The sequence below is a fragment of the Jannaschia seohaensis genome, from assembly GCF_900116765.1.
In the GTDB taxonomy this organism is placed as follows: domain Bacteria; phylum Pseudomonadota; class Alphaproteobacteria; order Rhodobacterales; family Rhodobacteraceae; genus Jannaschia; species Jannaschia seohaensis.
In genome coordinates this window covers 294,096-307,709 of record NZ_UETC01000001.1, presented here as the reverse complement: position 1 = coordinate 307,709, position 13,614 = coordinate 294,096, and the positions used below count along the sequence as shown (strand labels likewise).

Sequence of the window (13,614 nt, the reverse complement as noted above, 5' to 3'; positions counted from 1 at the left end):
CGGTCTAGTGTCCTTCCAGGGACACCCCGCGGTCCGGTCCACACCCCACGACCCCTTGTCGCCACGACGTGCAGGTCTGTACGGGCATACCAACGAGGACTGGCTTTCCTGCGGGCGATCGACGCTGGAGACGTGGATCGCGGGCGGCCTCAACGGCCCTTCGGGGTTATCTCTCGCATGTGCTCCGGAGCACCCCATGCTGACTGCCAAGGTCATCGCCTTTCCACTCCGCCCGCCCCGCGCGGCTCGAAGGCCGCCCGGCACCCTGCGTTTCGATGCGCTGCTGGATGCTTGCGTGAGTTGCGGCGACTGCGTGGAAGTCTGTCCGCAAAGCGCCATCGCCTGGGACCTGCTTGGCTACCCAGTTATGATCGATGGCGTCGATTGCGTGTGCTGCGGCCTCTGCGCGGATGTTTGTATGCATGGCGCGATCAAGCTGACCGCCGCGACGCGCCGCGGACTCGACGCCGCCCAGGACGAGGACGACGCGCGCGACTGACGGGCGTCTGCCGCACGGATCACAGGCGATGCGCCACCGCCTTCGTCCCTTCATACAGCTCCCGCCAGAGGGGATAGGCGCGCGCATAGACCTCCCGCGCCACTGGCCTCACCTCCCGCTCGACCAGGTTCCACGCGGCCACATCCGCAGGCGCACAGGCTCCGACCGCGCATCCGGCGATAAAGGCATCGCCCAAGGACGCCCCCACGCTCGACCTGCACAGGGACTGCGCCACCCCGCCCAAATCCGACGTCGCCTGCAACCAGACCGCGTTGCGCACTCCGCCGCCCACGGCGAGCACACGCGCCGGGTCCGCGACGCCCGCGCGATAGGTCTCCAGCACATGGGCCGTGCCCATCGCGACGCCTTCGCAGAGGGCGCGAAACATGTGCCCCCGCCCGTGGGTCAGGTTCAGTCCGAAGAAACACCCCTTGGCCAGAGGATCCTGGATCGGCGTCCGCTCCCCCGAGAAATAGGGCAGGCAAAGCAGCCCCTCGGCGCCGGGCGGCACCGCCTCGGCCTCCTCCACGAGCCGCGCGAAGGCGTTGTCGCCCAACTCCCGCGCGGCGAGGTCGCGGAACCAGCGGGTCAGCGTGCCGGAGGTGCCCTGCCCCGCCATCGCACACCAGCTGTCAGGCCACAGCCAGGGCGCCGACCAGAGCGAGGGGGCGACCAGCCGGTCCGGCGTGACCTGGATCATGAACATGCTGGAGCCGTACATGATCATCATGTCGCCCGAATCCCGCACGCCGACGCTGACCGCCTCGGCGGCCGCGTCGATGGTCCCCGCCGTGACCGGCGTTCCGGGGGCGAGGCCCGTGGCCTCGGCCGCCGCGCCCGTCACCTCGCCCGCGATCTCCGTCGTCCAGATCAGGCGCGGCAACATGGCGGGATCGACCACGCCCGCGCACATCTCCGCCGACCATGCCCCGGCGCGCGCATCGTAGAACGGCGTCCACTGCCCCGCCGAATGGTGATCCAGCACCCGTTCCCCGGTCAACCGCCGCACCAGAAAGGTCGTGCAGGTCTCGATCGCCGCCGTCTTCGCCCAGAGCTCCGGCCGCTCCTGGCGCAGCCACAGCACCTTCGGCCCCACCGACTGCGTCGTCAGCACGTTGCCGGACAGCTCCAGCATCGCCTCGGCGCCCAACCGCTCGGTCATCGCCGCGATCTGATCCCCAGCGCGCGCATCCACCCCATAGAGAATCGCCGGCCCCAGCGGATCGCCCGCCGCATCCACCGGCAGCACGCAGGGCCCGATCCCGCTCAGCGCCAGACAGGCCACCTCCGCCGCGTCGCGCCCCGCCAGAAGTTCCCGGCAGAGCGCGACCAGCCCGTCCCACCAGACCGTCTCCGCGTCGTGCTCGGCCCAGCCGGACCGCGGCACCTCCATCCGGTGGGCCCGGGTCGCCTGGGCCACGACCGTCCCATCGGGCCGCGCCAGGACGCCCTTCGCCTCGAAGGTCCCGATATCGATCCCGAGCAGATAGGTCATGCGCGTCCTCCCTGTCGGGAACGCTAGCTTCCCGGCGCACGACATTCTAGCATGTCAGCCAGGAGGACACGCATGACGCTCAAGACCAGACACTGGGACCGCCTCGGCAATGGGGGCCTGACCTTCACCGAACTGGGCTTCGGGACGGCGCCGCTGGGCAATCTCTACCGCGCGATCACGGATGCGGAGGCCGATGCCATCCTCGCCCGCGCCTGGGAAGCCGGGGTGCGCTATTACGACACCGCGCCGCTCTACGGGCTCGGCCTCAGCGAGACGCGGCTCAACCGCTTTCTGCGCGACAAGCCACGGGACGAGTATGTGCTTTCGACCAAGGTCGGCCGCTACCTCGTCCCCGCGACCGAAGCGACCCGCGACGGCCATGGCAAATGGTTCGAGGTGCCGGCCCGCAACGAAGTCTATGACTACTCCTACGACGGCGTGATGCGCTCGCTGGAGGCCAGCTTCGAGCGCCTCGGCGTCGACCGCATCGACGTCCTGTTCTTCCACGACATCGACGTGCCCAATCAGGGTTCGCGGGCCAATGTCGACGCCAAGGTCCACCAATTGCTCTCTTCGGGCTACCACGCCGTCGAGAAGATGCGGAAGGAGGGCGCGATCAAAGCCTTCGGCGCGGGCGTCAACGAATGGGAAGTCTGCCAGAAACTGGCCGAGAACGGCGATTTCGACCTCTTCCTGCTGGCCGGCCGCTACACGCTGCTGGAGCAGGAGGCGCTGACCTCCTTCCTGCCGCTCTGCGAGGCGCGCGGCATCGGCATCGTGACCGGCGGACCTTACAACAGCGGCATCCTCGCCACCGGCCCGAAGCCCGGCGCCTATTACAACTACGAGATCGCCCCGCAGGAGGTGCTCGACCGCGTCGCCGCCATCGAGCGGGTCTGCCAGTCCCATGACGTGCGCCTCGTCGACGCCGCCTTCCAGTTCCCGCTGCTGCATCCGGCCACCGTCTCGGTCATCCCCGGCGGCCAGGGCACCGACGAGATGGAGGGCAACCTTCAGGCCGCGCGGGCCGAGATCCCCGCCTCCCTGTGGTCCGACCTCAAATCCGAGGGCCTGATGCGAGAAGACGCGCCGACATGACAGGGCTCGGCGCCACAGGCTCCTCCCTCATCTTGCCGAAAATACCTCGGGGGTCCGGGGGCAGAGCCCCCGGCCCTCCCAACCGGGAAACGCCATGCGAATAGACGCGCATCACCACCTCTGGCAGCCATTGCGGGGCGACCACGATTGGATGCCGGACGGCGATCCGATCCTCGACCGGCAATATGCGCCGGCCGACTTGGCGCCGATCCTTCGGCGCCATGGGATCGACCGCACCGTGCTGGTCCAGGCGGCCGCCACGACCGACGAGACGGAATACATGCTGGGCCTCGCCGATGCGACCGAATGGATCGCGGGGGTCGTCGGCTGGGTCGACTTCGAAGACCCAAGCCAGCGCCGCACCTTGGAGCGCCTCTCGCGCCATCCGAAGTTTCTCGGCGTCCGCCCGATGATCCAGGACATTCCCGATGACCACTGGATGCTCCGCGACGACGTGGCCTGGGGCTATTCCGCCGTCACCGAGCTGGACCTGACCTTCGACGCGCTGGGCTTCCCCCGGCATCTCGAGAATTTCCACCGCCTGCTCACTCGCCATCCCGACATGCGCGTGGTCATCGACCATTGCATGAAGCCGGACATCGCGGGCGGCGGCTTCGAGACTTGGGCGCCGGGCATCGCCCGGCTGGCCCGGGACACGTCGGCCTGCATCAAGCTCTCGGGACTCGTCACCGAGGCCGCCGAGGGCTGGACCCTGGACGACCTGCGCCCCTATGCGGCGCATGTGCTGGACGTCTTTGGGCCGGACCGCGTGATGTGGGGCTCCGACTGGCCGGTCTGCCGCCTGCGGGCGGAGTATGACGCCTGGCTGGGCGCCGCCGAGGCGATAACGGCTGACAGGCCGGAAGAGCACCGCGCCGCCATCTTCGGCGGCACGGCGGCACGTTTTTACCGGATCGCCGCTTAGGCCGCGTCGGCCTGGGCGGTCAGCATGCCCTGCTCCTCCAGGACGGCGCAGCACTCCGCGTCCTCCGCCGCGAGGTGCAGGATCGCGCGCAGCATCCCGGTCTTGGAGCCGCAATCGAACCGCTGACCGCTGAACCGGAAGCCGCACAGTCCGACCCGCTCGATCCCGCGGGAGATCGCGTCGGTCAACTGAATCTCGCCGCCCGCCCCGGGGTCCTGGCGCGCGAGATCGTCGAAAATCGACTCGTCCAGAATGTAGCGGCCCACGACCGCTTCGCGGGAGGGCGCGTCCTGGGGCGCGGGCTTTTCGACCATGCCATCGGCCTGGATCAGCGGCCCGTTGGCGCCCGTGGCCGAGAGGATGCCGTATTTCGAGGTCTCCTCCTGGGCGACGGTCATGGTCGCGACCATGTGGCGCGCGCCGCCCGTCCCATAGGCCTCGACCATCTCGCCCAGGCAGCCGCGGCCCAGGATCAGATCGTCGGGCAGCACCACGGCGACGGGACCGGGCAGAGCGGCCTCCCGGGCGCAGAGCACGGCATGACCCAAGCCCAGGGGCTCTTCCTGCATGGTAAAGACGACATCGTCGTTTTCCGGGCAGAAGGCCGCCGCCTGCAGGTCGTCCGCAAGTTGGGCCTTTCCGCGCGCCCGCAGGTCGGCCCGCAGCTTGGCATCGTCCATCACATGGCGCTCGATCGCAGACTTGGACGGATGGCTCACGAATACCAGCCGCTCGACGCCCGCGTCCCGCGCCTCGTCGATCGCGTATTGGATCAGAGGCGTGTCGATGACCGGCAAGAGCTCCTTCGGGGTTGCCTTGGTGGCGGGAAGGAAGCGGGTGCCAAGGCCGGCGACGGGAAAGATCGCGGTACGGACGCGGTGGGTCATGTGGCGTAATCCTCTTTTGTTGACGCTGCGGTGCAGAACCTACAGCAGATGGCGGAATAGTCAAAAAGCGACACATCCTTGTCGTTTGCGAACTTGGTTGCGCGGAATCCTCAGGCAAGTTAGCCTGTTTTTTGTGCATATGAACAACTGAGGGCAGAAAATACCGATCCGAACCCTTTCCTTCGCGATTCCTTTGCAACCGCCGCATTGATCTCTGCGTTAGGCTACGCATGTTCAATTCGTGGCTACTCAGTAAGTTCCCTCCGGTCCTTTCGGACCCTGCCGGGCGATGCGCCCGGCCTCCCTGCGTGTCGCCACCCCATTCCCGACCGCACCCTCCCGTTTCACATCTTCGTCGAGGCCGACCATGAAGCATCACCCGATCTCAGGACACACGCCGCCCAATCCCGCGCATAAATACGAGCGCGTCGCCGTGATCGGAGCCGGCTCCTGGGGAACGGCGCTGGCGGCGACGCTGGCGCAGTCCGGGGTGTCGGTGCGGCTCTGGGGCCGGAACTCTTCGGTCGTGGACGCGATCAACCGCGAGCATCGCAACGAAGAGATGCTGCCGGGCGTCGACCTGCCCGAGACGCTCCATGCCGTGCGCGAGATGGCGGGCGCCCTGGCCAATGCCGACGCGGCGCTGATCGTCGTGCCCTCGCGCAGCATCCGCAGCGTGTCCCGCCAGGTCGCGGAGCATGCGCCCGCGGGGATCCCCATCGCGGTCTGCGCCAAGGGGATCGAGGCCGAAACCGGCCTGCTGATGTCGCAGGTCGCCGAAGAGGAACTGCCCGGCCACCCGATCGGCTGCGTCTCGGGGCCGACCTTCGCGCGGGAGACGGCGTTGGGCCACCCGACCTCGGCCACCGTCGCGTTCCCCTTCACCTATGCCGACCGCCTCTCGCCGCAAGACAGCCCCGCCGTCCGCATGGCCGTGTCGCTCTCGACCGAGAGCTTCCGGGCCTATGTCTCCGACGATCTCGTGGGCGTCGAGATCGGCGGCGCGGTCAAGAACGTGATCGCCATCGCCTGCGGGATGATGACCGGCGCGGGCTTTGCCGAGAACACCCGCGCCGCGCTCATCACCCGCGGCGTCGACGAAATGAAGGTCCTGGCCGAGGCGCTGGGCGGTCGCCGCGAGACGGTGACTGGCCTCTCCGGCATTGGCGACCTATGTTTGACCTGCTCCAGCCCGACCTCGCGCAACATGTCGCTCGGTCAGCAATTGGGCCAGGGCATCTCTCGGGCCGACTGTTTCGACGGCAGGCCCGTCGTGGTCGAGGGCGAGGTCAACGCCCGTTCCGTCACCGATCTGGCGCGCCGTCTCGGCGTCTCCATGCCGATCTGCGAGACGGTGCGCCACATCCTTCACGATGGTGCCGATCTCGGCGCCGCCTTTGCCGCGCTCTGGGCGCGGCCCCTCGAGGCTGAGCCGCGGGCAATGGATCTCGCGTTCAGCCACCCAGCAACAGATCAAGCCATTGCAACGCTTGCAGAAAGGATCTCATGACCCGTCACGAAACCTTCCCCTTCAAGGCAATCAAAGACAAGGAGATGGTGCTCGCCACCGATCTCGACGGCACCTTCCTGGGTGGCACCGACGAGGAGTGCGCGAAATTCTACTCCTGGATCCAGGCCAACCGGGACAGTGTCGGGTTGATCTTCGTGACCGGGCGCGATCCGGGCTTCATCCGGGAGCTGACCACCAAGCGCGGCGTGCCGCGGCCCGACTATGTCGTCGGCGATGTCGGCACGACCATTGCCGAAGTCGAACCCGACGGCATGCTCCGGCCGATCGATGCGCTGGAATCGGAGATCTCCGAGCGCTGGGGCGATGCCAGCGGCCGCGTCCAGGCGGCGCTGCATTCCGTCTCGGGACTCAAGCTGCAATCCACCGGTTTCCGCTACCGCGTCAGCTACGACATGGACCCGGAGCGGTTCGACAGCCGGGCGCTGGACATCGTGGCGGGGCTCGGGCTCGACGCGCTCGTCTCCGACAACCGCTTCTTCGACGTACTGCCCAAGGATGTCAGCAAGGGGCCGTCGCTCCTTCGGCTGCTGGCGCATCTCGAGGTCGAGAATGCGCGCACCCTGGTCGCGGGCGACACGCTCAACGACCTGTCGATGCTCGCGCTGGGCCTGCCGGCCGTCGCCGTCGGCGGCTCCGAGCCGGCCCTGATCGAAAAGCTCGACGGCGAGGATCATGTCCATATCGCCAAGGGCATTGGCGTGTCGGGCATCGCAGAGGCGATTCTGGCGCACAAGCTTCTCTCGGCCAGCTGAAGGAGACCGCTCATGTCATCGGAACTCGTCATCGTCTACCATCGGCAGCCCTACGAGGAGGTCGAAGAGGACGGCAAGATCGTCCTGAAAGAGAACAAGAGCCCCAACGGCATCGTGCCCACGCTCAAGAGCTTCTTCGGAAGCGTGGATCACGGGGCCTGGATCGCCTGGAAGCTCGCCGACGACCCGAACAACCCGGAATTCGAGCAGAAGATCGAGATCTCGGACGCCTATGGCGACTACACGGTCTCGCGCCTGCCGCTGACCTCCAAGCAGGTCAGCGAATTCTACCACGTCACCTCCAAGGAGGCGTTCTGGCCGATCCTCCACTCCTTCAAGGAGCAGTACAATTACGACCCGGTGGACTGGGCCAATTTCCGGGACGTGAACCGTCGCTTCGCCGAAGCGGCGGCCGCCGAGGCGGCGCAGGGCGCGCTCGTCTGGGTGCATGACTACAATCTGTGGCTCGTGCCCGGCTATCTGCGGGAGATGCGCCCCGACGTGCGCATCGCCTTCTTCCACCACACGCCCTTCCCGGCGGCGGACATGTTCAACGTGCTGCCCTGGCGCAAGGAAATCGTCCGCAGCCTACTGGCCTGCGACGACGTGGGCTTCCACATCCCGCGCTTCGCCGCCAATTTCGTTTCGGTCGCGCGCAGCCTCTTCGAGGTCGACGTGATCGAGCGCGAGAAGGTGCCCGAAAAGTGGATCACCGAAGGCACGGCCCTGACCGAGCGCTCCGTACCGACGCGCCTTGCCTTCGAGGATCGCGAGGTCTCGGTGAGCTACACGCCGCTGGGCGTCGATGTGCGCTTCATCGAGGAGCGCGCGGAGAGCGATGAGGCCGCCACCTCCGTCGAGGAGATCCGGCGGGATCTGGGCGACGCGAAGCTGATCCTCTCGGTCGGCCGAACCGACTACACCAAAGGCGGCGTGCAGCAGCTGGAGAGCTTCGAGCGTGTGCTGGAGGCCAATCCCGACCTCATCGGCAAGATCCGGCTGATGCATGTCTCGGTGGCCGCCAACCGCAACATGACCGCCTACCGTGAGATCCAGAACGAGATCGAGCAGATCGCCGGGCGCATCAACGGCCGCTTCGGAACGCTTGAATGGCAGCCGATCGCGCTGATCTCCCGCGCGATCCCCTTCGTCGAGCTGGTCGCCTACTATCAGGCCGCGGACGTGGCCTGGATCACGCCGCTGGCGGACGGGATGAACCTCGTCTGCAAGGAGTTCATCGCCTCGCGCCTCGACGGGGACGGCGTCTTGGTTCTGTCCGAATTCGCCGGCGCCGCGGTCGAGCTGGGGGACGCGGTCATCACCAACCCGTTCTCCCACAAGGCGATGGACCATGCGATCCTGGCCGCATTGTCGATGCCGGAGGAAGCGCGCCGGGACCGGATGCGCCGCCTGCGGGAGGCCGTGACCACCAACGACGTGCGGTGCTGGGGCCCCGGACGGCTCTCGATCGAGCGCTCGCTGAGCCCGGTCGCCGCCGAGTGACGTCGTGACACCCGCGCGCGTGGGTCACGCCACGCGCGCGCCCTCCGACCAGACCGCCTCGACCCCCGGGAAACCTTCGCGCATCCGCACGCGGATCAGATCCGCGCGCAGCCCCGGCGCGATCCGGCCCCGATCCGTCAGACCGACCGCCCGCGCCGGCGCTGCGGTCACCGTCGCCACCGCGGCGGCCATGTCGCCCGAGCGCTCTCCCAAACGCATCGCCGCGAGCAGCAGGGCGGCAGGCACATAATCCGAACTGAGAATGTCCAGCAGGCCCGCCTCCGCGAGATCCATCGCGGCCACGTTGCCGGAATGCGACCCGCCCCGAATGACATTGGGCGCACCCATCATCACCGCGACCCCATGCGCCCGGCAGGCGCGGGCGGCCTCGACGGTCGTCGGGAACTCCGCCAGGGCCACACCGTGGCCCGCGCTGGTGGCGACCTGCCCCTCGGTCGTGTCGTCATGGCTGGCCAGCGCCGCGCCCAATCGGCGCGCGGCGGCGACGGCGGCGGCCTCATGCGCGGCGCCATGGGCCGCCTGAAAGCCGCGCAGCTCTTCGCAATAGATGTCGAACTGATCGGCGCTCAGACCCTTCTTCCCTTGGATATAGGCGCGCAGCTTGTCCGTATCGGCGAATTGCCTCTGGCCCGGCGTGTGGTCCATCAGGCTGACGAGCCCCACCCGGTCCTCGGGCGCGAAACTGTCCAGCTCGTCCACCAGGTTCTGACTGCAAATCTCGGCCCGCAGGTGCAGGTGATGGGAGATCTTCAAAGCCCCAGCCGCCCGCATCGCCAGAATCTCGGTCGCGAGGGCCCGCGCATAGGCGCCATAGCCGACCCCCGTGGACGAGCGCAGCGTGCCCACCCGCAGCGCGTCGAAAACGGTCGTGATCCCGCAGGAGGCCAGCTCCCGGTCATGGGCGAGGATGGCGGCGGCATGGGGCCAGTCGACGGCAGGGCGCGGCTGGATATGCCGCTCCAGGTTGTCGGTATGCAGCTCGACCAGGCCGGGCATCACCAGGTCGCCGTCGCAATCCACCGCACCGGCGACGCGCGTTGACCCGGTCTCGACGCTGACGATACTCCCCTCGGCAAAGACCACCGTACCCGAGATCACCTCGTCGTCCAGGATAAGGCGGGCATTGGTCAGAACGGTTTCGGTCATGGGCGGCTCCGGAGGACGGAATGGATTGGGCGCGATACGCGATCTACTGGCTGCCGGACGGGCCGCTTGGCCGGGCGGGCGCGGAATGGCTGGGCTGGGACGCCCGGACCGGTCGCGGCGAGGGGCAGCATAGCCCGGCACGCTACGGCTTTCACGCCACGATCAAGCCGCCCTTCCGCTTGGCCGCGGGGACGGAGGCCGACGGGCTGGTTCAGGCGGCGCGGGATCTCGCGGCGCGGCTGGCGCCCGTCGCGCTGGGTCATCTGCGCCCCGCCCGGCTGGGCCGGTTCCTGGCGCTCACACCAGAGCACAACCCGGCCGGTCTGGCCGCCGCCATGGTCGAAGGGCTCGACGCCTTCCGCGCCCCGCCCGGCGCGGAGGACCTGGCCCGCCGCCGCGCCTCGGGACTGAGCCCGGCGCAGGACGCCCTGCTGCAACGTTGGGGCTATCCGTATGTAATGGAAGAATTCCGCATGCACCTCACCCTGACCGGACCCGACCCGGCCGAGGGGCGGCTGGCGGAGGCCGAAGCGGTGTTCGGCCCGCATGCGGGACCGCATACGCTGTCCGCGCTTTCGCTGGTCGGGCAAAACGACCAAGGCCGCTTCCACCTGATCGAGGATCTGCCGCTCGGCGCTCATTCAGGGGCCGCCTGAGCCAGCCAGTCCAGCACCCGGTCCACGGACGCCTCCAGCGCCCCGCCATTGTCGAGTTCCAGCACCGGCAGGCCGGCGGGTATCGGGGGCGCGGGCCTTGCCAGGCGCGCGGCAATGTCAGCCGCCTTCTCGCGGCCGCGCCCTGCGAGACGCCTAGCCAGGACATCGGCCGGCGCGGTGACCGACAATACGGCGAGGCCCGGCAGCACCGCCGCCGCCCGGTCCAGCACGCCGCGGGACAAGTTGACGAGCCCGGTTTGGCCGGGGCCCAACGCGGCTACCTCCGCACGCGGCACGCCATAGCGCAGGCCATGGGCGTCCCAGCTCAGGACAAAGGCGCCCGCCGCTTCCATCCGGGCAAAGCACGCCGGATCGACGGAAAGGAACGGCTCGGTCTCGTCCGCCGGACGGGTGACGACGCGGCGCAACGGACGCAGGCGCGGGCCGCGCGCGGCCAGCCCGGCGATCAGGCTGTCCTTACCGACGCCGGAGGGCCCGACCACGGCAAGCGTGCGCGGCCCGGTCACGGCGCGGCCCCGGGGGAGAAGGCCGTCACATCGACCTCCCGGTCGGCGACAGCGGCGCGCGCGGGGGCGTCGTGAAAGATGCCCACGATGGCCGCGCCCCGCGCCTTCGCTTCGCGGATCAGGTCCAGCACCACGGCCCGGTTCACCGGGTCCAGCGAGGCGGTCGGCTCATCGAGCAGCAGCACCGGATAGGGATGTGCGAAGCCGCGCGCAATGTTCACCCGCTGCTGCTCTCCGCCCGAAAAGGTGGTGGGGGACAGGCCCCATAGCCGCTCCGGCAGGTTGAGCCGGGTCAGAAGCTCCGCCGCCCGCGCCCGCGCCGCGTCCTCGGGCGCGCCCAGCGCAAGCAGCGGTTCGGCCACCACGTCCAGCGCGGGGACGCGCGGCACGACGCGCAGGAATTGCGACACATAGCCCAGCGTCCCGCGCCGCAGCGCAGCCACCTCGCGCGCCGAGGCCGTGGCGAGGTCCAGCCCCGCCACCACCAGCGTCCCGCCGCCGGGGACGTAGTTCCCCTGCAACAGGCGCAGAAGCGTCGACTTGCCCGCCCCCGACGCGCCGGTGAGCGCAACGCATTCACCGGGCGCGACCTCCAGCCTCGCGGCGCGCAGCACCGGAATGCGCGCGCCGCCCTGGTTGTGCAGGACGAAATCCTTCGCCAATCCCTCGACCTGGATCATGTCGGAAGCACCGAGGACACGAGCAGCTGCGTATAGCCGTGCTGCGGGTCATCGAGCACCCGGTCGGTCAAGCCAGCCTCCACCACGCGCCCATCCTTCATCACCATCAGCCGATCCGCCAGGAGCCGAACGACCCCGATGTCATGCGTCACCACGATGGCCGCCAGCCCCATGCGCCGCACCAGCCCGCGCAAGAGGTCCAACAGCCGCGCCTGCACGCTGACATCCAACCCGCCGGTCGGCTCGTCCATCAGCACGAGGCGCGGGCCCGTCACCAACCCACGCGCGATCTGCAACCGCTGCTGCATGCCCCCGGAGAATTGCGACGGCCGGTCGTCGATCCGCGCGGGGTCGATTTCCACCCGGGCCAGCCAGTCCTCGGCGGTTGCGCGGATGTCGCCGTAATGCCGCGCGCCCCCGGCCATCAGCCGCTCACCGACATTGCCGCCGGCGCTCACGTTCATCCGCAGCCCGTCGCGCGCGTGCTGATGCACGAAGGCCCAATCGGTGCGGGCCAGCCGCCGCCGCTCCGGCTCCGGCAGGGTCAGCACGTCGCGACCGTCGTAACGCGCCGTGCCGCCATCGGCCTCCAGATGCCCGGCGAGGCAGGCCAGCAGAGTCGACTTGCCCGATCCGCTCTCGCCCACGATGCCCAGCACCTCGCCGGGCCAGAGATCCAGGTCGACCTCGGCGCAGCCGATCCGCCCGCCATAGCGCTTGGTCAATCCACGCACCGACAAGAGCGGCGCCTCGCTCATCGTTTCCGCGTTCATGCCCGCCGCTCCGCGCAGTAATCCGTGTCCGAGCACTGGAACCGCCGGGTTCCGGCATCGTCGGCCACGATCTCGTCCAGGTAGCTCGTCGTCGCGCCGCAGAGCGCACAGGCCCCCTCGGCCTTGGACGCCTCGAAGGGATGATCCTCGAAATCGAGCGACACCACCCGGGTGAAGGGCGGGATCGCGTAGATCCGCTGCTCCCGCCCGGCGCCGAAGAGCTGGATCGCGGGGCTTTCCAGCTTGGGGTTGTCGAAGCGCGGGATCGGCGAAGGGTCAAGGACATGCCGCCCGTTCACCAGCGCCGGATAGGCGTAGGAGGTGGCGATGGCGCCATGGCGCGCGATGTCCTCGTAGAGCTTGACGTGCATCAGCCCGTATTCCTCCAAGGCGTGCATCCGCCGCGTCTCGGTCTCGCGCGGCTCCAGGAAGCGCAGGGGTTCGGGGATGGGCACTTGGTAGACCAGGATCTGGTCGGGGCTGAGCGGCGTCTCGGGGATGCGGTGGCGGGTCTGGATCAGCGTCGCCTCACGCGTGCGCGTGGTCGTCGCGACCCCGGCCACGCGGGCGAAGAAGGCCCGGATCGAGACCGCGTTGGTCGTGTCGTCGGCCCCCTGGTCGATGACCTTCAGCCTGTCCTCGGGCACCAGACAGGCCGCCGTCACCTGCACGCCGCCGGTGCCCCAGCCATAGGGCATCGGCATCTCGCGGCTGGCGAAGGGCACCTGATAGCCGGGCACGGCGAGGCCCTTGAGGATGGCCCGGCGGATCATCTTCTTGGTTGGCTCGTCGAGATAGGCGAAGTTGTACTCGGTCATCTCAGAACCCCGGAGCGGAGGTTGGATCTATGGACGGCATGGTCTTCTTGTTCGCGGTCGCCGCCGCGGTGGCGGTCGCCGTCCTCGCCAGCCGGGCCGATCGGAGGCGCCGGCGACGCCGGGCCTCGCTCCGGCAGGACGGAGACGCCTATGTCTGGGTCGAACTCGACGGCTCCGAGCGCCGGTCGAGCCGTGACCCCCGCCCCGGCTGGGACCGGGAGGAACAAGGGGACGCGGATGGCGGCGACGCAGGCGACGGGGGAGGCGGAGACTGACGTCATCAGCACCCATTCGGGCCGAGCG

At 68.9% G+C, this 13,614-nt stretch carries 15 protein-coding genes; 8 read left to right on the top strand and 7 right to left on the bottom strand.

Annotated elements, in window-relative coordinates:
• Positions 1 to 196 precede the first annotated feature (196 nt).
• The gene (locus DTQ71_RS01490; protein ID WP_109562508.1) at positions 197 to 499 is read left to right on the top strand and encodes a 4Fe-4S dicluster domain-containing protein; all 303 of its coding nucleotides are present in this window, start codon (positions 197 to 199) and stop codon (positions 497 to 499) included.
• Positions 500 to 518: 19 nt separating this feature from the next.
• Here the strand turns inward: DTQ71_RS01490 and DTQ71_RS01485 are convergent, their stop codons facing one another.
• Positions 519 to 1,994, bottom strand: a complete 1,476-nt coding sequence (locus DTQ71_RS01485; RefSeq protein WP_109562507.1) for an FGGY-family carbohydrate kinase — start codon at positions 1,992 to 1,994, stop codon at positions 519 to 521.
• 72 nt (positions 1,995 to 2,066) lie between these two features.
• On the opposite strand from DTQ71_RS01485, the gene DTQ71_RS01480 reads away from it, so the two are divergent.
• Together DTQ71_RS01480 and DTQ71_RS01475 are read left to right on the top strand one after the other, a co-directional pair.
• Entirely contained in the window at positions 2,067 to 3,092 is a 1,026-nt protein-coding gene (locus tag DTQ71_RS01480; protein ID WP_109562506.1) for an aldo/keto reductase, read from the top strand.
• A 94-nt stretch (positions 3,093 to 3,186) separates the two neighbouring features.
• A complete protein-coding gene (locus tag DTQ71_RS01475) occupies positions 3,187 to 4,017 on the top strand; it encodes an amidohydrolase family protein (protein ID WP_109562505.1) in 831 nt (276 codons plus the stop codon).
• Here the strand turns inward: DTQ71_RS01475 and DTQ71_RS01470 are convergent.
• Entirely contained in the window at positions 4,014 to 4,904 is an 891-nt protein-coding gene (locus DTQ71_RS01470) for a UTP--glucose-1-phosphate uridylyltransferase (protein WP_109562504.1), read from the bottom strand. The two genes, DTQ71_RS01475 and DTQ71_RS01470, sit on opposite strands and share 4 nt — an antisense overlap.
• Before the next feature lie 367 nt (positions 4,905 to 5,271).
• On the opposite strand from DTQ71_RS01470, the gene DTQ71_RS01465 reads away from it, so the two are divergent.
• Genes DTQ71_RS01465 through ggpS form a run of 3 tightly spaced genes read left to right on the top strand, consistent with a single transcriptional unit; the run spans position 5,272 to position 8,690 of the window.
• On the top strand, positions 5,272 to 6,414 hold the full coding sequence (locus DTQ71_RS01465; protein WP_109562503.1) for an NAD(P)H-dependent glycerol-3-phosphate dehydrogenase: 1,143 nt from the start codon (positions 5,272 to 5,274) through the stop codon (positions 6,412 to 6,414).
• Entirely contained in the window at positions 6,411 to 7,187 is a 777-nt protein-coding gene (locus tag DTQ71_RS01460) for an HAD-IIB family hydrolase (RefSeq protein WP_109562502.1), read from the top strand. Before DTQ71_RS01465 ends, DTQ71_RS01460 begins: the two co-directional genes overlap by 4 nt.
• Positions 7,188 to 7,199: 12 nt before the next feature.
• Entirely contained in the window at positions 7,200 to 8,690 is a 1,491-nt protein-coding gene (gene ggpS / locus DTQ71_RS01455; RefSeq protein WP_109562501.1) for a glucosylglycerol-phosphate synthase, read from the top strand.
• 24 nt (positions 8,691 to 8,714) lie between these two features.
• Here ggpS and DTQ71_RS01450 read toward each other — a convergent pair whose 3' ends face one another.
• The gene (locus DTQ71_RS01450; RefSeq protein WP_109562500.1) at positions 8,715 to 9,857 is read right to left on the bottom strand and encodes an alpha-D-ribose 1-methylphosphonate 5-triphosphate diphosphatase; all 1,143 of its coding nucleotides are present in this window, start codon (positions 9,855 to 9,857) and stop codon (positions 8,715 to 8,717) included.
• 20 nt (positions 9,858 to 9,877) lie between these two features.
• On the opposite strand from DTQ71_RS01450, the gene DTQ71_RS01445 reads away from it, so the two are divergent.
• Positions 9,878 to 10,513, top strand: a complete 636-nt coding sequence (locus tag DTQ71_RS01445) for a DUF1045 domain-containing protein (protein WP_109562499.1) — start codon at positions 9,878 to 9,880, stop codon at positions 10,511 to 10,513.
• Here the strand turns inward: DTQ71_RS01445 and DTQ71_RS01440 are convergent.
• Genes DTQ71_RS01440 through DTQ71_RS01425 form a run of 4 tightly spaced genes read right to left on the bottom strand, consistent with a single transcriptional unit; the run spans position 10,495 to position 13,311 of the window.
• Complete coding sequence (locus tag DTQ71_RS01440) at positions 10,495 to 11,040, bottom strand: phosphonate metabolism protein/1,5-bisphosphokinase (PRPP-forming) PhnN (protein ID WP_109562498.1); 546 nt, start codon at positions 11,038 to 11,040, stop codon at positions 10,495 to 10,497. The two genes, DTQ71_RS01445 and DTQ71_RS01440, sit on opposite strands and share 19 nt — an antisense overlap.
• Positions 11,037 to 11,720 (bottom strand): phosphonate C-P lyase system protein PhnL, encoded by a 684-nt coding sequence (phnL, locus tag DTQ71_RS01435; protein WP_109562497.1) that lies wholly within the window; start codon positions 11,718 to 11,720, stop codon positions 11,037 to 11,039. The genes DTQ71_RS01440 and phnL overlap by 4 nt, the downstream gene beginning before the upstream one ends.
• Positions 11,717 to 12,493, bottom strand: coding sequence for a phosphonate C-P lyase system protein PhnK (gene phnK, locus DTQ71_RS01430; RefSeq protein WP_245947147.1), 777 nt, complete (start codon positions 12,491 to 12,493; stop codon positions 11,717 to 11,719). Before phnK ends, phnL begins: the two co-directional genes overlap by 4 nt.
• Positions 12,490 to 13,311, bottom strand: a complete 822-nt coding sequence (locus tag DTQ71_RS01425) for an alpha-D-ribose 1-methylphosphonate 5-phosphate C-P-lyase PhnJ (protein WP_109562496.1) — start codon at positions 13,309 to 13,311, stop codon at positions 12,490 to 12,492. The genes phnK and DTQ71_RS01425 overlap by 4 nt, the downstream gene beginning before the upstream one ends.
• A gap of 29 nt (positions 13,312 to 13,340) precedes the next feature.
• Between DTQ71_RS01425 and DTQ71_RS01420 the strand changes: the two genes are divergently transcribed.
• Positions 13,341 to 13,586: a hypothetical protein gene (locus DTQ71_RS01420; RefSeq protein WP_109562495.1), complete on the top strand. Its 246-nt coding sequence runs from the start codon at positions 13,341 to 13,343 to the stop codon at positions 13,584 to 13,586.
• Positions 13,587 to 13,614: the final 28 nt, after the last annotated feature.